Origin of the sequence: Alteromonas sp. CyTr2 (assembly GCF_947311905.1) — a bacterium.
Lineage (GTDB): Bacteria > Pseudomonadota > Gammaproteobacteria > Enterobacterales > Alteromonadaceae > Alteromonas > Alteromonas macleodii.
In genome coordinates this window covers 15,274-35,013 of the sequence record NZ_CAMZMZ010000001.1, presented here as the reverse complement: position 1 = coordinate 35,013, position 19,740 = coordinate 15,274, and the positions used below count along the sequence as shown (strand labels likewise).

The following is a 19,740-nucleotide window of genomic DNA, read 5'->3' as shown; positions in this document are numbered from 1 at the left end:
ATTAGCTTTCAATCTTACACGGTGAAAGTTTCCAAACGCGTTCTACGTAGTCACGAATTGAACGATCTGAGGTAAACTTACCCATCTTCGCTGTATTGATGATGGCCATTTCCGCCCAACGCTCTTTGTCGCGGTATGCAGCATCAACTGCAATTTGTGCATCAGAATAAGCACGGAAATCTGCAAGCACCATGTACGGGTCACCGTTATCAAGTAAGCTTTGCTTAATTGACACCAATGCACCTGGTTTACCTGGCGTAAAGTAATCCGTTTCTAACCAATCCAGCACAGCTTTAATTTCTGGATCTTTATAGTAGTAGTCATGTGGGTTATAGCCATTCGCTTTAAGCTCGTTCACTTCTTCTACTGTAAGTCCGAAGATAAAGATGTTGTCATCGCCTACTTCTTCAGCAATTTCAACGTTTGCACCATCAAGTGTACCAATAGTTACCGCACCGTTCAGTGCAAGCTTCATATTACCGGTTCCTGATGCCTCTTTACCTGCCGTACTGATTTGCTCAGATACGTCTGCCGCTGGAATCATTTTTTCAGCGAGTGATACACGGTAGTTTGGTAAGAATGCTACTTTAATCTTGTTATTTACGCGCGGATCATTGTTGATCTTATCCGCTACCTTGTTAATAGCGAAGATAATATCTTTCGCAAGCTTGTAGCCCGGTGCGGCTTTAGCACCAAACACAAATACACGCGGGTGCATATCGTAATCAGGGTTTTCTAGAATACGACGGTATAGCGCCATAATATTCAGAAGCGCTAAGTGTTGACGCTTATACTCGTGCAAACGCTTAATCTGCACATCGAAAATGGCGTTGACGTCTACTTCTATATCAAGTGACTTGCGAATTTCCTCTGCTAGCAACTCTTTGTTCTCAAGCTTCACTTTCATGAACTGCTTCTGGAACGTTTTATTGCTTGCAAATTTAGCCAACCCTTGCAGTTTGTCTAAGTCGCGCGGCCAGTCGTCACCAATCTTTTTATCGATTAGCTTAGACAGCGCTGGATTACACGCTTTCAACCAGCGGCGTGGCGTAATACCGTTGGTTACGTTAGTTAGCTTACCAGGATATAGTTCATCGAACTCTGGGAACAGAGACGACTTAACAAGACGAGAGTGCATTTCTGCCACACCGTTGACAGCAAATGAACCGATTACCGACAGGTGGCCCATACGAACCATCTTCTCGTTACCTTCTTCAATGATTGAAAGCTTAGCTTTCATGGCATTGTCGCCAGGCCACTTCTTATCAACCTCTGCCATAAAGCGGTGGTTAATTTCATAAATGATTTCTAGATGACGAGGAAGGATCTTCTCAATCATGCGCGCAGGCCACTTTTCAAGTGCCTCTGGTAGCAAGGTGTGGTTGGTATATGCAAATACTTTTGTACAAATCCCCCACGCTTCATCCCAACCAAGCTCTGCGCGGTCAACAAGAATGCGCATTAGCTCTGGTATAGAAATAGCTGGGTGCGTGTCGTTTAGCTGAATAACAACCTGATCGGCGAAACGGCTCCAATCGTCACCATGAGCACGCTTGTAACGACGGATAATGTCTTTAAGCGAGCACGAGCAGAAGAAGTACTGCTGAATAAGGCGAAGCTCTTTACCCGCTTCGGTCTCATCGTTTGGATAAAGTACTTTTGAAATAGTTTCAGCTGATACATTTTCACGCTGTGCATCAACATAACCACCAGCATTGAATACGTCCCAATTGAAGTAGCCAGACGCTTCTGACTGCCACAACCGCAATACGTTTACGGTTTTACCTTCATAACCTACAACAGGAATATCCCACGGCACACCTTTTACAATTGAGCCAGGGTGCCATTCTTTCAGCACACGTCCGTTGTCGCCGTATTTAGTCTCTACATAGCCGTAAAGTGATACTTCTTGAATAGATTCTGGACGGCAAATTTCCCAAGGATTACCGTAGTGACGCCAGCTGTCTGGACGCTCGATTTGCTCACCGCTTTTAATTTCTTGGCGGAACAAACCGTGCTCGTAATGAATACCATAACCTATTGCAGGTAATTCCATTGTCGCTAGTGAGTCGATGAAGCAAGCCGCTAGTCGGCCAAGGCCACCATTACCCAGCGCCATATCTGGCTCTTCTTCAAGAATGTCTGAAATTTCAACACCTAGCTCTTTCAACGCGCCACTCGCTACATCGAATAAGCCAAAGTTTTGCAGGTTGTTTGAAAGCAAACGGCCCATTAGGAATTCAGCAGAGAAGTAATGAACGGCGCGCGTGTCGTTCAGGTAATGACTTTTCTGGGTTTTACGCAACCCTTCAAGTACTTGTTCTTGAATGGCAGCACAGGTTGCTTTCCACCAAGCGTGATTGTTTGCTTTGTTTTCGTCGGTGCCTAGCGTGCAGTGTAAGTGTTTAATAACCGCTGCTTTGAATGCAGCCTTATCGATCACTGGAGAGGGTTGCGTCTTGGTCGCTTTTGCGTTCATTTTGCGTCTCACTCTTAAGTAGAAGCGGTGTTTACACACCGAAAACGTAATTTAATTACAGAATAACTTCAGAATATGACAGCAATATAGCAGCGCTTAAACGATTATGTTGTAATAATTTTGTTAAAATAACAAAAAATCGCATGAATTCGTATGCATTCATGCGATTTTTAACAATTAATTTACAAAAAGGAATTTAAAGTGATTCATTTTTGCACTTATTTGATTATTTTTCCGACTAAGGCTTCGGCTTCAGCAATTAGCTCCTGTAAGTGGCTTTCACCGTTAAAGCTTTCCGCATAGATTTTATAAATTTGTTCGGTGCCAGAAGGACGCGCTGCGAACCAGCCATTTTCTGTCGATACTTTAACGCCACCAATTGCCGCGTTATTACCTGGCGCATGGGTTTGAACGGCCGTGATAGGCTCGCCCGCCAACGTATCGCTAGTGACGACAGATGCATCCATCGCCGAAAGCTTTTGCTTTTGTTCAAGGGTTGCTGCCACGTCAACACGGCTGTAAACCGGCGCTGCAAATTTTTCCGTTAGCGCTTTGTAGTGCTCGCCAGGATCTTTGCCTGTGATGGCTAGGATTTCAGCTGCCAGCAAACAAAGAATAAAGCCGTCTTTGTCTGTCGCCCACGTGCTTCCATTGCGTTCAAGGAAAATTCCACCAGCACTTTCTTCACCCGCAAAACCAATAGTGCTGTTTGATAAACCATCAACAAACCATTTAAAGCCTACCGGCATTTCAGCCAAAGGTTTACCTAAACTGTTGGCTACGCGGTCAATCATACTGCTAGACACCAGTGTTTTACCGATATTTAGATCGCTAGGCCATTCTGGACGGTGGGTATAAAGGTAGTTAATAGCCACGGCCAAATAATGGTTTGGGTTCATTAGGCCCGCGCTTTTGCACACAATACCGTGACGATCGAAGTCAGGATCATTGCCCCAAGCTAAGTCAAAGTTATCTTTCAGCTCGATAAGCCCTGCCATCGCATAGGCAGACGAACAATCCATGCGAAGCTTACCGTCTTTGTCGCGGCGCATAAAACCAAACTGTGGGTCAACCGCGTCGTTAACAACGGTAATGTCCAACCCGTATTTTTCAGCAATACGCGACCAGTACCCTACTCCAGCGCCGCCGAGTGGATCTGTGCCTAACTTCAAGTTAGCTTTTGCAATCGCTTCCATGTCGATAACGCTTGCAAGGTCTTCAATGTAAGGTTCCATGAAGTCTTCTTCACGAACCAATTTGCGCGCGGTAGCTTGACGAATATCAATGCGCTTAACATTTTTATTGCCATCGGCAATTAATTCATTGGCGCGTTCTTGAATTTGTTTGGTTACATCACTATCGGCAGGCCCACCGTGAGGCGGGTTGTACTTAAATCCACCGTCTGAAGGAGGGTTATGAGAAGGCGTAATGACGATACCATCTGCCTTGTCGGTGTTACCTGCACGATTGTAGCGAATAATAGTACGAGAAATAACAGGTGTCGGCGTATAGCCCATGCTTTCATTGTCTGCGCGCTGCACGACAACATTGACACCGTTTGCACACAAAACTTCGATAGCGGTAATCATGGCAGGCTCAGATAACGCGTGGGTATCTTTACCAACGAACAGCGGACCGTCGATACCTTCTTGTTTACGATACTCTACCAACGCTTGGCAAATTGCACTGATGTGGGTATCGGTAAACGTAGCGTTGGAAGCTGTACCTCTGTGACCTGACGTGCCAAAAGAGACCGCTTGACCCGGGTCATTCATATCCGGTTTATAGCTGTAATACTGGCTCACTAACTGCGCTACGTTAATGAGTTGCTCTTTTGCTGCATGCTGTCCAGCCTGCGGATGTAATGCCATGAAAAAAATCCTTATTTAGAAGTTTCGTTGTTCTATACCTTGGCTTGCTATTTACCTTCTGAAGAGAAACGCGCAATCACGGTTTCAATAACATCGGGTTGATAGCCTAAGTTACGCAAAACTTGTTCCAGCATATTCGTTTTCTTGGCAGTATTGTTATTTGTTACCACCCAGAACGGGCTATCAGGGATAGCTTTAGGATTAGTACTGCTGCCGTTTTCCAACAATGCCGCCTTACTTGTCGCAAAGTACGTACGGTTTTTACCTTTTATACTTTCAACACGAGTAAAGTTTTCTGCATTAAGCTTGTGCGCTGCACTTAAAACAAACAGGAATTGATCAACGCGCTTGGTAAATGTGCCTAATGCATCTTTTGACACCGCTTCAAGAATGTCTCTTTTCGAGTGAGCTTCTGTTGCTGGCGTTACTGAAGAAACTTCCGAAACCTTTTTAGCTGCCCTTGAGCTCGCAGGCGCTTTTGCTGCCGTTGCTTTAGCTGGAGCTTTCTTCGCTGCAGCCTTTGGCGCTGCTTTAACTGCTGAACTGGCTGTCGCTTTAGTAGGCGCTTTGGTTTGTACTTTAGTCGCCACTTGAGTTTCAACTTCGGGTGTTGACTCACTTGCGTTATCTGCGGTTTCTACAACGTCTGTACTTTTTGGTTCGCTTGTTTTTACAGATGTAGATGAAGCCCCACCATGCTGGACACCATGGGACACGGCACCGTCTTCAGGCAAAAGTAAACGTCTTAAAATTTGTGATGCACTCTCACCAATATGCTTCGTTTGGCTGGCGATGAAGGCATATAAATCGTCATCTATTTCAATGCTTTTCATAACTACTTCCTTTTTAAGAGGCACCATTATAGACAACACAGATAAACTACGCAGCACTTAATAACAGATGTTTTGCGGGAATCTATGCTAATAAGATAAGAAAGTGACGTTTTACTGCTTCCCAACCCGTCGTATTTGCTGTCGATAAAGTCCATGTAAGCCGTTTTTACTTTTTCAAAAATAGACGTCGCCTTAACAACATTAAGAACATAGGAGAAACAACACAACGAACCATCAAGTCGCTGATATACCTGCGTATAAAATTTAACAGGTAATTCAATAGAAAGCCTTTCACTATCGTTGCTATTATTAAGAAGTAGTGACCTTCGAAACACCACATTGTCGGCACTCGTTACCGTTCGCTAAACATGTAAACTAGAACATGAACTCAGACATGAACTTAAACATCATTGCGCAACATCCTTAGAAAAGCCTTAATCGCTTTCTCACTGTTTAATACGTAGTGTGACAGAGTAACTTTAAACTTAAGTGACAATTATATGCGCCAAGATATCATCAATGTACAGCGGGCTCTTAGTCAGAAAATTATTGGTAAAGATCACCAGTTAAAACTCGCAATAACTTGTTTACTTGCCAATGGCCACTTATTAATTGAAGACTTACCAGGAATGGGTAAAACCACCCTTTCTCATGCGCTTTCCCAAGTTTTTGGCCTACAATATTCTCGCATTCAATTTACTTCTGACTTACTCCCATCAGATATGTTGGGCGTAAACATTTTTCATAGTAATGAACAAGACGAGGCAAAGCACTTTTCATTTAGACACGGCCCTATTTTTAGCCAAGTGGTGTTAGCGGACGAGCTAAACAGAGCCAGTCCCAAAACACAAAGCGCCCTGTTAGAAGCGATGGAAGAGCGACAAGTAAGTATAGATGGTGTAACCCACGCGCTACCCTCTCCATTTTTTGTTATTGCTACACAAAACCCAAGCTATCAATCGGGCACTTATCCCTTGCCAGAGTCCCAACTTGACCGTTTCTTTATGCGTATCTCTTTGGGCTATCCAGCGTGGGAAGCAGAAAAAGCCATGCTATTGCAACAGGATGCAATAGCACCGCTTGCACAAATACTAAATGAGGAGAATTTGCGCGAGATGCAACGAGAGGTAGCCGCTATTCATACCAGCGATGCCATTATTCATTACATTCTAAGATTGGTGAGTGAAAGTCGAGAAAGTAATGATTACCCTAATCCTCTATCGCCACGAGCGAGTAGAGCGATACTCCAAGGTGCCAAAGCCTGGGCGTTTGTTTCCGGAAAATCATATGTTACTCCAGAAGATGTACAGGCCGTCTTCGTGGCCATTACCGCTCATAGGCTAACATTGTCTTCACATCAGTTGGCACAAGGGCAGCAAACCCATGCTTTTGACGGTGAAAAACTGAGCCAGAAATTACTTGATAGTATTGACCCGCTGGCAGCCTAGCATTCATGAATTACCGGAGCGCTAAAGGTGCGTAGAATGCTAACTTCACTATCAAATTACCTTAAGCACAGGCTATTGAAGTGGTTAGACAGGCGAGTTCCGGCTTCTCACGAACATCACCTCACCCTGAACAGTATTTTTATATTGCCCAGCGGATTCGGTTGGTCTTTTATAACTTTATCGCTGTGTTTGTTTTTACTTGGCACTAACTACCAAAACAACTTGATGTTACTGCTTAGCTATTTGTGCTTAAGCATTATGCTATTAACGCTATTTTATACTCACCAAAACTTTGCGCGTTTAGCGCTTAAAGCGGCTCCCCCACGTTCGTTTCACTGTAACTTACAGGGTGAATTGCAGCTTCAGGTTATCCCTCACGCGGCAGCACCAGTGAAAACCTGCAATGGTGTATTAGCAATAAAGTGGCTAAATACAGTACGCCCCATGGAAACCGCTGTTCATGCAAGTAATGAAGACACCTCGGTGGATCAGCAGACGTACAGCTTTTCTTTAAACGACAATGAAGCTGCGGATACAAAACAAACGCAAACCCTTAGCGTGCCTCTTCAAATACCAGCACGGGGCCATTTTGCATTGGGCAGACTAACTATTGCATGCGATTTTCCGCTGGGATTATACAAATGCTGGACCCACCTCGATTTTGATCAACAGGTTACTGTCTATGCAAAACCTCAAGAAGGCCCGGTCACTATTAATAAGATTGCCAGTTCTAATGAGTCAGATAGCGTCAGTCAGGTGAACGATCTTACAAGTAACGAAGACTTCTATGCATTAAACGATTATGAAGTTGGACAGCCGCTTAATCGCGTATCATGGAAGCATGTGGCGAAAAACGGAAATTGGGTTTCGAAATCCTTTACCTCCTTGCAAAGCGACAGTTTTGTACTTTCAGTTCCCTCAAACATCGATGTAGAAACTGCCGTGTCGGCACTTACCTATGCAACATTGTCTTGGACAGGCGCAGACCGGGTATTTGGAATACAGTACAAAGGGCTTAACATTGCCCCTGCTCACGGGGTAAAACATAGGCACGAATGTCTTAGTGCACTTGCTTGTTTGAATTCGCATTCATCACAAGCTTCTTCAACCTCAAATAAAACGGTCTCAATATCTTCCATAAAGAATGAAAGAGCGAGGTCAATAAAATGAGCTCCGCTATCTTAAGCCGTTTAACGCAATTAACCGTTGTTAAAAGCGTGTTTAGCCAACCAACCTCCGTGGCTGTGCTTATGCTCTGCATAGCTTTCTCTCTTATTCTTTTTACTCTCACCGCGCCGCTCATGACATGGGTAATTATGCTAGGTGGATGTGCTGTGATAGTGAGGGCCGCAGGCCTTAGTGCGTTAAATAGTCTGCCGACATCACGCACGGTTAACTTGCTGGCGATATTGGTAGTGTTCGCATTATCGTGGTTCGGCTTTTCAGTAGGATTGCTTGATAGCATGATCAACCTATTGACCGCCGCATGCGCGCTCAAAATCATGCTGGTTGAGAAAAAACGAGATTTTCACTTAATTGTATGTACCTGTTTGTTCTTAATCGGCTGTGGATTTATTTCGTCTCTAAGCGTATTTGCGTGGATTGGCTATACAGGAATACTGGCCCTGCTGCTATTTGCGACTGCCATTTATCACGGTGCAGGAATACCCAAATCAAAAAGCATTAAATTCGTGACCGTGCTTATTGTCCAAGCTTTCCCTATCGCGCTGCTACTGTTCTTACTGCTTCCCCAACTCCCTCCGCTTTGGCAGATGCCCACGTCAAAATCTACTGAAACCGGGCTTTCTGACACAGTGACGCCTGGTGATATTGCGTCACTGGCGAGTTCCTCTGAATTGGCTTTCAGCGCTACATTTGAAAACGCAGAAGCAATCCCTGTTGCACCGTCCAGGTATTGGCGCGCTATGACCTTAGAACATTTTGACGGGAAAACCTGGTCTATTAGCGACAAACGCAAACAGGCAGAGCAACAGCTAGCTTACATGGGCAAGCCAACGCCCTTGTCAGCTCTGGCCGAGGAAAACACGCCTCAAGTGATAAGTTATGAATTGATCGTGGAACCCACTCAGCAAACGTGGCTGTTTGCGTTAGCGCCTTCGACACCCAACAACCGCGAGAACAGTATTTTCGTAAGAAGTCTTTTTGATTTTACGTTAAGGGCGAATAGCCCAATATCCAGTAAGAAAGCGTTTTATCTGCGCTACTATCCAACTGCGCAAATCACTAGCGCAATAGGAAATTTTGAATCACAACTAAACCTTCAGGTTTCCATGAATGGTAACCCTCAAGCCAGGGCATGGGGACAGACGCTTGCCAAACAATATTCAGGCGCACAGCAAATAGTTAGCGCAATAATGCGTGAATTTAATCAAGGTGGCTTCCGCTACACCCTATCGCCGAACGCCATGCCTACCGACCCCATCGATCGTTTTTTATTTGAAGAACGCTCAGGTTTTTGTGCCCATTACGCAGGCGCCATGGTGTATGTGCTTCGCGCCGCAGGGGTGCCGGCAAGAATGGTGACAGGCTACCAAGGCGGAAGCGCACTTAATGACAATGTGCTGCAAATAAGGCAGTACGATGCACATGCGTGGGTGGAAGCATTTATTGATGGTGTATGGATTCGACACGACCCAACGAGTATGGTGGCACCGTCACGCTTAACCTTCGGGCTTGAACGTGCGTTGGAAGAACTTGGGGAGTCTCGTGAAGCCAGTATTTTGGGCGACCTTAGCAACGCTGCTATTTTTTCAACGCTACAAATCTGGTTTCAACAGCTCGATTACTCGTGGAGTAAATGGGTACTGGGCTTTGACAATACTGCGCAAACCAACATGCTTAAAGAATTACTAGGCTCGCTAACGCCGCAAAAAATGCGAGTTGTATTTCTTTCCGCCATTGGCCTAATTGGGCTTATTTTAGCACTTTATTTTTTACCCAAAACGCATCGCAACACACTATCGCCCTCACACAGAGTTTTACTAAACGCAATAAAATGCGTTGAAGCTAAAACAGGAAAAGAAAGAGGGAATAAAACCTTGTCCGCCTTTATGAGTGAAGTTAACCCTTTGATAAACGAAGATGCTGCCAAGGCACTAACACTTCTGTGTGAACAATTTGAGCACGAAAAATACGCACACCGAACACAAGAGACAAAAGTTTATCCAACCATGAGGCGTCAGTTAAAAATGTTAAAACAGGCATTAAAGTAGGAAATGGTTAAACCGGTTGCACCTTAAACACTCACACTCCCCCCTTTTTAGTGCAGACTAATTAATACTGCCTTGGCGCAAGCGTCTATCAACACAGTTTCGAATTTATACAAGCTATTGTTTTTAATATAAATAAGTAACACTTTTACTTACATTTTGGTTATTGGCACTTTTTTAGCTTTGTAAAAATGGATAACAAAAGTACGAAGGCGCTTATACAAGTATTAGTTGCCAACGGGCTTTAGAGTACAAAGGCGTACACATAATCGACGGTTTATTTGTTAGCTACCACAATGCATGAGTTTCGGACAAAGGCGTCCCCAGTTCTTTCTTACGAGAGCGCTGCGGACGCCTTTTTTTGATCTTCTGGAACGCATTGAAACAGTAAACGCCAACACACAGATGACAACTTATTAATAACGACAACGTGAGGTGAAACCATGGCTTATCTTCTCCCCGCTGAGTTTGCAACCAAGATGGTAGATGCAGGCGAAGCCAAAATTTATATGTCTACACGAGATACTCTAATCCGCGCTTATATGGCAGGTGCAATATTGGCCCTTGCCGCTGTTTTTGCCGTTACCATTGCCATTCAAACCGGCGTGTTTCTTCTTGGCGCAGTGTTATTCCCAGTGGGCTTTTGTATGCTCTACCTTATGGGGTTTGACCTATTAACCGGCGTGTTTGTACTTACCCCACTCGCTTGGCTTGCACAGCGACCTGGCGTCACGCCAAAACAAATTCTACGGAATTGGGGATTAGTATTTTTAGGTAACTTTGGTGGCGCATTAACCGTGGCCTTTATGATGTCGTTTATTTTTACCATGGGGTATAACGTGGATGGCGGTGCCATCGCGACTAAGGTAGCCAGCATTGGCGAAGCTCGTACATTGGGCTACGCAGAGCACGGCGTTGCAGGCTGGTTCACCATTTTTATTCGCGGCATGTTGTGCAACTGGATGGTGTCGCTAGGCGTAGTGGGTGCAATGATTTCAACCCACGTTAGCGGAAAAGTACTAGCCATGTGGATGCCAATCATGCTGTTCTTCTTTATGGGTTTTGAGCACTCAGTAGTAAACATGTTCCTTTTCCCATTTGGCCTTATTATGGGCGGCGACTTCTCGGTTATGGACTACTTCATTTGGAACGAGATCCCAACTGCACTTGGAAATCTTGTTGGTGGCCTCGCCTTTACTGGACTAACCCTGTACACCACCCACGTTAAGACGCTACCCAAACGTACTATCCCTGTTGATAAAGCCGCTGCATCGCAAACACTGCCTATTTAATTAAGGCGCTTATCTTAAAGCCATCATGCCTTGTCCCTACAAGACATGTCATGATGGCGTTATCCGTTTCCTTGGAAATAACTAATTGGGCTCATAATTAAATATGCAGGTAAGAAGCAATTAAACATGAATGAGCGAGCCGCGTTAAACGCCCCAATTAATCCACCAGCCAACACGCTCAGTGTAAGTGCTTTTTCTACAGCCGGCGTTAAAGCGATAAACCAAGATGCATACGCTTTTCATGTTTCTGATAACCCAAATCAAAGCAGCGTTTTTGTAATCGCCGACGGTGTAAGTAGCAGTACGGTTAGCCAAGTTGCTAGCGACTTTGCTACCAGTCAGTTTATCAAACTGTTTAATATGGCGCCGGAACAATGGTCGGTTAAGATGCGCGCTGAAACCATTATTAAAGAGATAAACGCGCTGCTTTACACACGTACGCAAAGAAGTCCCTTCTGCTATACACCAGAAAAAGGTTATGTGTGCACGTTAACAGTGGCGGTGGTAACAGGCAATCACATGGATGTATTTCATGTGGGAGATTGTCAAATTCAGGCTATTTCTAAGAACGCACAGTCGCCTGTCTTACTCACAAAACCTCATCGTCAAGTATCGGAAAGTGAGCCTTCGCAGAGTTATCTTACTAAAGCATTAGGCGTTCAAGCACATATAGATATCGACCACACAACACTCACCCTCAACTCATCGAGCACGTTTTCGATTAGTAGCGACGGCGTTTATGAGTTTGTTTCGCTATCTACCATTCTTATGAAAATCAGTGAGGCCGATACGCTTTCTGAAAACCAAGCTGCGTTGGTAGTACATGAGGCATTTACTAGAGGAAGCGATGACAACCTCACCTTACTTCTCGTAAAGGTTTTTGTAGCTAGCCATGATGGCCTAAACGATCACATACATCCACCGTATGCCGGCGTTTCAACTTCACCCCATTCATCTGTACTTAATAGGTCATTGGGCGACCAACTGATAACCAATTCTGAGGTTTCTGATGCTGCGATTCATTACTCAAATCAGCAGTCTGATGAACAAGTATGCGAAGACTCTGCTGCCGCAAACTTCAAAACGGGTGATGATGTTGATGGGCTGAAGCTAGAACGACAGCTTTATACGTCGGCCCGAAGCCATGTCTTTATTGCCACCAGTTCGTCTTGTGAAGCTACGCACACAAAAAGCCCTGTGGTTGTAAAAACGCCGGCTACCGATTTTACCCTATCACCAGAAATAATAAATGGGTTCCTAATAGAGAGCTGGTTTTCGAGACGGATTAATTCGGCACACGTTATTAAAAGCCCAACGTTTACTGATTTGGGTTTACCGTACTCTCCTTCTGCTTTTTACAGCGTAAGTGAATATGTGCAAGGTCAAACGCTAGCTCAATGGGCTGTTGATAACCCTACGCCGCCATTAGAGCAAGTTAGGAATATAATCGAGCAGGTTGGTAAAGGTTTACAGGCAATGCACCGTCAGGGCATTCTTCATAGGGATATACGCCCCGACAATATTATTATTAGCGAACAAGGGCACTGTACTATTATAGATTTGGGTTCAGCAGCCTTAGCCGATGCCCCAAGCCTCTATAGTGACACACCTATTCCTGGCGCTGCACTTTTTTCCGCACCTGAATACTTTTTAGGAAATGTAGGCACAGAGCGCTCTGATCTGTTTTCCTTAGCCGTACTCACCTACTATCTCTTGTGCGGGCGTTACCCCTATGGCACAAAGCTCGTTCATTGTCGCACGTTGGCCGAGCAGAAAAAGTTAAAATACCAAACCGCATTGGCTCCTAATCGACCAATACCTAATTGGGTTGATAGCGCCCTTAAGCGTGCTTTGCATGTGAACCCTGATAAGCGATTTTCTTCACTATCTGAGTTTCTTTTTTCGCTTCGCTACCCAAATCCATCACAACATACGGCGTACGAGCCGTTAGTAAAACGACACCCTCTTTTTGTGTACAAGGTGCTAATACTGGCACTTATTTTCAGCAATCTAGTTACGCTCATTTTGTTTAACTAACCCTTTAAGGAAATGCAAATGATTACATCGAGAACCCAAGTTACCGACATGATCCAGTCAGCCAAAATTTTAAAAGGCATAAAGTGGAGTCAGATTGCCGAAGCTGTTGGTCAGTCAAAAGAATGGAGTACAGCAGCTTGCTTAGGACAAATGGCCATGACAAAGCAGCAAGCTGAAGCCGTGGGTGAGTTACTTGAGCTTACCGACGAAGCGATTGCCTGGCTTCAAATTGTGCCTTACAAAGGCTCGTTACCCACAGAAGTCCCTACCGACCCGCTTATTTACCGCTGGTACGAATTGGTGAGTGTGTATGGCACTACATTAAAGGAATTAATTCATGAAGAGTTTGGCGACGGCATTATGAGTGCCATTGATTTTTCTATGGATTTACAGCGCGAGAACGACCCTAAAGGCGACCGTGTCAGCGTAGTGATGTCAGGGAAGTTTCTGCCATATAAGATGTACTAAACGTATTTCAGGATGGGACACCCGACATAAAAAAAGCCGGTCATGCGACCGGCTTTTTAGTATTTCTTGAAGCGTAAGCTAACTCAAGGTCAGCTTACGTTAGCAAAGGCTAATTACTTAGCAGCTTTACGTGCTTTCGCTTCTTCAATTACTTTGTCAGCTACGTTCTGAGGACATGCTGAGTAGTGGCTGAATTCCATAGAGAACTGACCACGACCAGATGTAATAGTACGTAGGTGACCGATGTAACCAAACATCTCAGATAGAGGTACGTCAGCCTTGATGCGAACACCAGTAGCGCCAGCTTCTTGGTCTTTGATCATACCACGACGACGGTTAAGGTCACCGATTACGTCACCAACGTTGTCTTCTGGGCTGAACACGTCAACTTTCATCACAGGCTCAAGAATTTGAGGGCCTGCTTTTGGCATTGACTGACGGAATGCGCCTTTAGCAGCAATTTCGAACGCGATTGCTGATGAGTCAACTGCGTGGAAACCACCGTCGAATAGCTCAACTTCAACGTCTAGTACTGGGTAGCCAGCTAGAGGGCCCACTTCCATCATACCCTTGAAGCCTTTTTCAATGGCTGGGAAGAATTCTTTAGGTACGTTACCGCCCACAACAGTAGATGTGAACTTGAAGCCAGAGTTAGTTTCGCCCGGACGGATGCGGTAATCAATCTTACCGAATTGACCAGAACCACCAGACTGCTTCTTGTGCGTGTAGCTGTCTTCAACCGCTTGCGTGATAGTTTCACGGTATGCAACCTGAGGCTGACCAACTTCTAGCTCAACGCCGTATGTACGCTTCAAGATGTCTACTTTGATGTCTAGGTGAAGCTCACCCATACCTTTAAGGATGGTTTCGCCTGAATCTTCATCAGTTTCAACTTGGAAAGATGGGTCTTCTGCTACTAGTTTACCGATAGCGATAGACATCTTTTCGTTAGCGCCTTTGTCTTTTGGCTTAACAGCAATCGAGATTACTGGCTCAGGGAAGATCATTGGCTCTAGTGTACAAGGGTGCTTCGGATCACATAATGTGTGACCAGTTTGAACGTTCTTCATACCAACAACTGCTAGGATGTCACCCGCTTGTGCTGAAGTAAGTTCAGTACGTTCGTCAGCGTGCATCTCAACCATACGGCCGATACGCTCAGTCTTACCCGTTGCGCTGTTAAGAACGGTGTCGCCTTTGTTTAGCTTACCAGAATAGACACGGATAAACGTAAGGGCACCGAAACGGTCGTCCATGATTTTGAACGCAAGTGCACGGAACGGCTCGTCAACAGATACTGTTGCAACTTCACCAGTAGGCTCGCCCGTTTCTTCATCAGTTAGATCTTGTGGATCAACTTCTGTTGGAGAAGGAAGGAAGTCTACAACCGCGTCTAGAACTAGCTGAATACCTTTGTTCTTGTATGCAGAGCCACAGTAAGTTGGGAAGAACGCTAGGTCACGAGTACCTTTACGGATACAGCGCTTGATGTCTTCTAAAGACGGCTCTTCGCCATCCATGTAAGCCATCATTAGATCGTCGTCTTGCTCAACAGCAGTTTCGATTAGTTGCTCACGGTACTCGTTAGCCTTATCAACCATATCTGCAGGGATATCTACAACTTCGTAGTTTTCAGGAAGACCTGAATCGTCCCAGATGTACGCTTTCATATCTAGAAGGTTAACAACACCTTTAAAATCGTCTTCGATACCGATTGGAAGCGTCATTACTAGTGGGTTAGCAGCAAGTACTTTCTTAACTTGACCAACAACACGGTAAAAGTCTGCACCCATACGATCTAGCTTGTTAACGAAAATACAGCGGGCAACGCCAGATTCGTTAGCATAGCGCCAGTTAGTTTCTGACTGAGGCTCAACACCGCCAGAACCACAGAATACACCAATACCACCATCCAATACTTTCAATGAACGGTAAACTTCTACTGTGAAGTCAACGTGTCCAGGAGTATCGATGATGTTCATACGGTGATCTTTCCAGAAACAGGTAGTCGCCGCTGACTGAATGGTAATACCACGCTCAGCTTCCTGCTCCATGAAGTCAGTTGTAGTTGAGCCATCGTGAGTGTCACCGATTTTGTGGATTTTACCGGTTAGTTTCAAAATACGTTCTGTAGTGGTAGTTTTACCCGCGTCTACGTGGGCGAAAATACCAATGTTTCTGTAATGAGATAAGTCTGCCATTAGTTCACTTTCATTGGTTCAGAGTAAAAAAACGGCCGGATTATAAAGGATTTCTATACCAGATTTACACCTTTTTTAGCATAAACCTTAAATTCGTTTGCTAAAATCCGCGCCACCATTAACTTTTTTCTTTAAGTATCAATAATTTATTAATTAATGACACTTTTTTTGAAAAATAACAAAATCACACCTCATCTTTTGAAGTGCGAACAATTGTTACTGTAACTTCATCTCTGTCGTGGTAGAGATGCCTCACCTTCACCGCAAATGCATCTTCCAAAGCATTTAATCGGCTTCTTAGCAACGTCATGGCTTCAACTACAGTTTCATAACGTTGTTTCATAGGTAACTTTAAATTGAATATTGCGTGCGTTGCCCAGTGCTTAACTAGCCAATCACCCATCAATTTAGCTACCCTATCGGGTTGCTCTATCATATCACATACCAGCAAATCTACACGACCAAATTGTGGTCGATAGGTAAACCCGTCTGCCGCGTGATGTTCAACCAAGCCCGTGCTCATTAAACTATCGGCTACAAGTCCATTGTCGATAGCTTCAACATACATTCCGCGCTTCACCAGCTGATATGTCCAACCACCCGGGCATGCACCTAGGTCCACGGCACGTCCACCGCTTCGAAGTACCTTAGCCTGCTGTTTGTCGCTCAGCATATTCACTAAAGCATCTTCAAGTTTAAGCGTCGAGCGGCTCGGCGCATCACTTGGGAACTTTAACCGGCAAATACCCAAGTGATCGCCACTAGCATGACTGGGTAATGTATAGCCAATATGGCAAATCTCAAATGACTCAAAGAAAATATGTAGCTTTGGTTTACCTAAATTTTCCTTTGCGGTGAGCCATCCCGCCTTTCTTAAGGTTTGGCGAAGAGGAACAGTAAACTTCCGGCAAAACTTTGCAAGGGTTTTACCTTCTTCTGTATCTGGGTATTCGACGTCTATGGCGCCAAAAATTTGAAATGGCTTTTCTACCTCGTTCAAAGCCTCGAGCACTTGCCCTACTCTGTCCTCTTTCTCTATATCGTTTAGCGTGGCAAAAACAGCCACCAGTTGACGAGGGAAGATACTGTCGTGAACAGTAAACTGGGTAATGGTTCGCTCTAGCTGCGAGCCATCATATAAGTGATAAAGTACAAAGCCACTGTTCTTCTTCGACACTGGGTAGCCATAACACTGGGCTTCACCATAACGCGATGTGAGTTCGTTAGCCGTATCGTTTTCATAACCAGGTCGACAATAACCCAAAATACTGGTATTAGACATTACCTGCCCCCGGCGTATGGTGAGTTTTGTTCTGCTCTTCTTTTTGTTGCGTGTTTAAATCATGACCTTTTATCAGTCCAATCACTAACAACACCCATCCAATAATAAAGAACATGCCACCCAAAGGCGTTATCGGGCCAAACCATTTAATACTGCTTATTCCTAGCGCATATAAACTTCCACTAAACAACACAGTTCCGGTAACAAAACAAAACGCTACCCGATTAGCCCACGTCGATGAAACAACTCCTGACAATGCAGGTAAAAGAAGCAAGGCTAATGCGTGATACATTTGATAACGCACGCCAATTTCAAATGTGTTGAGCTGCTGTGCGGTTAACACGCTTTTTAAACCATGTGCGCCAAACGCACCTAGCACAACAGAAAGGCCCGCTAGCAATGCGCCAGTAATAAGATAAGGTTTAGCAACGGTGGCAAACCCAAGTTTTTCAGTTTTCATTAAATTAGTCGTTCGCTCTGATTTCTAATTAATCATTAATTATTTAAATGGGCTTCAATAAAAGAAGCGGTAAGCGTGGCAGCGGTAACAATATGTTCTTCCTGCGTTTTGCCACTTGCTTTGCGAGGCTTAAAACTGTGATCGCCGTCGTCTAAATAGGCGCATTCAATGTCTGTAGATAATACGTTGTGCTTTTTGTAATCCTCTACTTCGCTCTTTGTACCAAAGGTATCTCGTTCACCCTGAATAATAAGTAAAGGTTTAGACGCCGTTTGCAGATGGTCGGTGCGTGTTTTTTCTGGCTTACCAGGAGGGTGAAACGGATAGCCCAGCGCTATCGCGCCTTTTACATTGCTCACCGCTTCGTACACCATGGTCGCCATACGCCCGCCCATCGACTTTCCACCGATGAACACAGGCAAGTTATGCAAGGCTTTGTTATCTTTGCTGCAGGTTTCAATCACCGCAGTAAAATGTGACATAAGTTTATCGGCTTTATCGGGAGGCCTACGCTTACCGGTAGCTTTTATGGTTTGCATATAGGGAAAGTTAAAAAGAACGGTTGATATACCTCTAGCAACAAGTTCCTTCGCAATGTCTTGCATGAACTCATGTTCCTTACCGGCGCCGGCTCCATGGCCTAGTATCAAACACGCTAAGGGCTTATCGGCTTCATGCAATTCAATGTCAAAACTAGGCTGTTCAGCAATGGTGTTCAACTTAGTCATATTACAACAAGTCCTCTTGTTCAGCTTCGACCAGCGCTAAAATCCAGTCTCTAAATGCCGCAATCTTACCCAGTTCAGCCTGTGATTCCTCACACACGAGATAAAACGCATCGCGACTCTCCACTCGTTCTTCAAACGGCATAACTAGCCTTCCTGCTTCAATTTCCGGCCTTGCAAGTACCGTGTTACCCAACGCAATGCCTTGACCGAGTGCAGCGGCTTGCAAAACTAGCATGGAGTGACTGAAAACCGGTCCTTGGTTAACGTTTACGCCAACCACACCTACATGCTTCAACCAATTTTTCCATGCAGTACGGCTTAAGTCGTGAAGCAACACGTGGTGCCGTAAGTCAGACAGGCTGGATAAAGGTTTGGGGCCTTGAAAAAGCATTGGAGAGCAAAGCGGAGTTAGAAACTCTCGATGTAGCTGGTCGGCTTGAAGACCAGCCCAACGACCTTTACCGTAATATATTGCAACGTCTACATCGTCTTCTAAGAAGCCTTCATCGAAATCAACTGCCTTGATGCGTACGTCGATGTCTGGATGCGCCAAACTAAACTTATGAATACGGGGTACCAGCCATTGGCTCGCAAAGCTGGGCGGCATCGCTACCGTGATAGCACCTTTACTGCCCTTCGCAAGTAGCCTTTCTGTCGCATCTTGTAAGTTTTTGAAGATATCTTTTAGCTCAAGAAAATAAGCTTGACCTTCTTCGGTTAGAAGCAGGGTTCTATTTCTTCGAAGAAATAGCTTCATCGATAAGAAATCTTCAAGCGCTTTTATCTGGTGGCTAACGGCAGCTTGCGTAACAAACAGCTCATCGGCAGCCTTAGTAAAGCTCAAATGGCGAGCAGCCGCTTCAAACGATTTCAAGGCGTTGAGAGGGGGTAAACGTCGATGCATATATCGTTTTTAATCCAGTGTGACCGAAGCATGACAAATTCATTAGTTTTTCTAATGACAACCCATACTTTTACTCGTTTTATTTTTCACCACCCACTGACTATAATTTACCCTAAATTAAAAAAGAACATTTAATTTCAGCATTTTATGATGAACATTTGTTAAACATTTTAACATTCATCAACAATTATTTAATTATTTTTATTAGGTGTGAAAATGAAAAAATTACTTTTAGCTAGTGTTTCTGTAATGGCTTTTGTAAGCGCTGCTGCAAATGCTAACGCACAACCAGAAAAGATCAATCTACAATCGTTAATCAACACAGCAATGACCAGCGTAAAAATGGCCGAAGTACTGCCAGAAAACGATGCGCACATTGTTGTGAAAAAGCAGTCTAAAGCGATTTTAGCTGAAGAGACGCAAGTTCAGCTTCACAAGAACTTATTAGCAATGACAAAAGGTGAAGAGCGCGTAAACGTTTCTGAAGCGGAATAAGCAACTCACACA

15 protein-coding genes are annotated in these 19,740 nt (G+C 44.6%); 7 read left to right on the top strand and 8 right to left on the bottom strand.

Annotated features, from left to right (window positions below):
* Window position 1: 1 nt before the first annotated feature.
* From QME20_RS00160 to seqA, 3 genes are all read right to left on the bottom strand, one after another.
* Window positions 2-2,479, bottom strand: a complete 2,478-nt coding sequence (locus tag QME20_RS00160) for a glycogen/starch/alpha-glucan phosphorylase (RefSeq protein WP_061094712.1) — start codon at window positions 2,477-2,479, stop codon at window positions 2-4.
* 218 nt (window positions 2,480-2,697) lie between these two features.
* Window positions 2,698-4,350: a phosphoglucomutase (alpha-D-glucose-1,6-bisphosphate-dependent) gene (pgm, locus tag QME20_RS00155; RefSeq protein ID WP_281715194.1), complete on the bottom strand. Its 1,653-nt coding sequence runs from the start codon at window positions 4,348-4,350 to the stop codon at window positions 2,698-2,700.
* A 47-nt stretch (window positions 4,351-4,397) separates the two neighbouring features.
* Entirely contained in the window at window positions 4,398-5,183 is a 786-nt protein-coding gene (gene seqA, locus QME20_RS00150) for a replication initiation negative regulator SeqA (RefSeq protein WP_061094710.1), read from the bottom strand.
* 500 nt (window positions 5,184-5,683) lie between these two features.
* Here seqA and QME20_RS00145 point away from each other — a divergent pair, with 500 nt between their 5' ends.
* From QME20_RS00145 to cynS, 6 genes are all read left to right on the top strand, one after another.
* Complete coding sequence (locus QME20_RS00145) at window positions 5,684-6,631, top strand: MoxR family ATPase (RefSeq protein WP_281715193.1); 948 nt, start codon at window positions 5,684-5,686, stop codon at window positions 6,629-6,631.
* Window positions 6,632-6,667: 36 nt separating this feature from the next.
* The gene (locus QME20_RS00140) at window positions 6,668-7,801 is read left to right on the top strand and encodes a DUF58 domain-containing protein (protein ID WP_281715192.1); all 1,134 of its coding nucleotides are present in this window, start codon (window positions 6,668-6,670) and stop codon (window positions 7,799-7,801) included.
* Window positions 7,798-9,864 (top strand): DUF3488 and transglutaminase-like domain-containing protein, encoded by a 2,067-nt coding sequence (locus QME20_RS00135; protein ID WP_281715191.1) that lies wholly within the window; start codon window positions 7,798-7,800, stop codon window positions 9,862-9,864. Before QME20_RS00140 ends, QME20_RS00135 begins: the two co-directional genes overlap by 4 nt.
* Window positions 9,865-10,304: 440 nt before the next feature.
* The gene (locus QME20_RS00130) at window positions 10,305-11,153 is read left to right on the top strand and encodes a formate/nitrite transporter family protein (RefSeq protein WP_281715190.1); all 849 of its coding nucleotides are present in this window, start codon (window positions 10,305-10,307) and stop codon (window positions 11,151-11,153) included.
* A gap of 126 nt (window positions 11,154-11,279) precedes the next feature.
* The gene (locus QME20_RS00125; protein WP_281715189.1) at window positions 11,280-13,190 is read left to right on the top strand and encodes a protein phosphatase 2C domain-containing protein; all 1,911 of its coding nucleotides are present in this window, start codon (window positions 11,280-11,282) and stop codon (window positions 13,188-13,190) included.
* An 18-nt stretch (window positions 13,191-13,208) separates the two neighbouring features.
* Window positions 13,209-13,658 carry a cyanase gene (gene cynS / locus QME20_RS00120; protein WP_061094704.1) on the top strand — a complete coding sequence of 150 codons (450 nt, stop codon included), beginning with the start codon at window positions 13,209-13,211 and terminating at the stop codon, window positions 13,656-13,658.
* A gap of 113 nt (window positions 13,659-13,771) precedes the next feature.
* On the opposite strand, the gene fusA is transcribed toward cynS, so the two are convergent.
* From fusA to QME20_RS00095, 5 genes are all read right to left on the bottom strand, one after another.
* The gene (gene fusA / locus QME20_RS00115) at window positions 13,772-15,859 is read right to left on the bottom strand and encodes an elongation factor G (protein WP_278345626.1); all 2,088 of its coding nucleotides are present in this window, start codon (window positions 15,857-15,859) and stop codon (window positions 13,772-13,774) included.
* A 184-nt stretch (window positions 15,860-16,043) separates the two neighbouring features.
* Window positions 16,044-17,141 carry a 23S rRNA (cytidine(2498)-2'-O)-methyltransferase RlmM gene (gene rlmM, locus QME20_RS00110; protein ID WP_278345627.1) on the bottom strand — a complete coding sequence of 366 codons (1,098 nt, stop codon included), beginning with the start codon at window positions 17,139-17,141 and terminating at the stop codon, window positions 16,044-16,046.
* Complete coding sequence (locus tag QME20_RS00105) at window positions 17,134-17,601, bottom strand: DUF423 domain-containing protein (RefSeq protein ID WP_278345628.1); 468 nt, start codon at window positions 17,599-17,601, stop codon at window positions 17,134-17,136. Before QME20_RS00105 ends, rlmM begins: the two co-directional genes overlap by 8 nt.
* 35 nt (window positions 17,602-17,636) lie before the next feature.
* On the bottom strand, window positions 17,637-18,329 hold the full coding sequence (locus QME20_RS00100) for an alpha/beta family hydrolase (protein WP_281715188.1): 693 nt from the start codon (window positions 18,327-18,329) through the stop codon (window positions 17,637-17,639).
* A gap of 1 nt (window position 18,330) precedes the next feature.
* Window positions 18,331-19,233: a transcriptional regulator GcvA gene (locus QME20_RS00095; protein ID WP_014949024.1), complete on the bottom strand. Its 903-nt coding sequence runs from the start codon at window positions 19,231-19,233 to the stop codon at window positions 18,331-18,333.
* Window positions 19,234-19,449: 216 nt separating this feature from the next.
* Here QME20_RS00095 and QME20_RS00090 point away from each other — a divergent pair, with 216 nt between their 5' ends.
* Window positions 19,450-19,728 carry a hypothetical protein gene (locus tag QME20_RS00090; protein WP_014949023.1) on the top strand — a complete coding sequence of 93 codons (279 nt, stop codon included), beginning with the start codon at window positions 19,450-19,452 and terminating at the stop codon, window positions 19,726-19,728.
* The last annotated feature ends 12 nt before the right edge of the window (window positions 19,729-19,740 follow it).

Coding starts and splice junctions, on each gene's coding strand:
- QME20_RS00160 (WP_061094712.1), bottom strand. CDS start 2,479: ATGAACGCAAAAGCGACCAAGACGCAACCCTCTCCAGTGATCGATAAG.
- pgm (WP_281715194.1), bottom strand. CDS start 4,350: ATGGCATTACATCCGCAGGCTGGACAGCATGCAGCAAAAGAGCAACTC.
- seqA (WP_061094710.1), bottom strand. CDS start 5,183: ATGAAAAGCATTGAAATAGATGACGATTTATATGCCTTCATCGCCAGC.
- QME20_RS00145 (WP_281715193.1), top strand. CDS start 5,684: ATGCGCCAAGATATCATCAATGTACAGCGGGCTCTTAGTCAGAAAATT.
- QME20_RS00140 (WP_281715192.1), top strand. CDS start 6,668: ATGCTAACTTCACTATCAAATTACCTTAAGCACAGGCTATTGAAGTGG.
- QME20_RS00135 (WP_281715191.1), top strand. CDS start 7,798: ATGAGCTCCGCTATCTTAAGCCGTTTAACGCAATTAACCGTTGTTAAA.
- QME20_RS00130 (WP_281715190.1), top strand. CDS start 10,305: ATGGCTTATCTTCTCCCCGCTGAGTTTGCAACCAAGATGGTAGATGCA.
- QME20_RS00125 (WP_281715189.1), top strand. CDS start 11,280: ATGAATGAGCGAGCCGCGTTAAACGCCCCAATTAATCCACCAGCCAAC.
- cynS (WP_061094704.1), top strand. CDS start 13,209: ATGATTACATCGAGAACCCAAGTTACCGACATGATCCAGTCAGCCAAA.
- fusA (WP_278345626.1), bottom strand. CDS start 15,859: ATGGCAGACTTATCTCATTACAGAAACATTGGTATTTTCGCCCACGTA.
- rlmM (WP_278345627.1), bottom strand. CDS start 17,141: ATGTCTAATACCAGTATTTTGGGTTATTGTCGACCTGGTTATGAAAAC.
- QME20_RS00105 (WP_278345628.1), bottom strand. CDS start 17,601: ATGAAAACTGAAAAACTTGGGTTTGCCACCGTTGCTAAACCTTATCTT.
- QME20_RS00100 (WP_281715188.1), bottom strand. CDS start 18,329: ATGACTAAGTTGAACACCATTGCTGAACAGCCTAGTTTTGACATTGAA.
- QME20_RS00095 (WP_014949024.1), bottom strand. CDS start 19,233: ATGCATCGACGTTTACCCCCTCTCAACGCCTTGAAATCGTTTGAAGCG.
- QME20_RS00090 (WP_014949023.1), top strand. CDS start 19,450: ATGAAAAAATTACTTTTAGCTAGTGTTTCTGTAATGGCTTTTGTAAGC.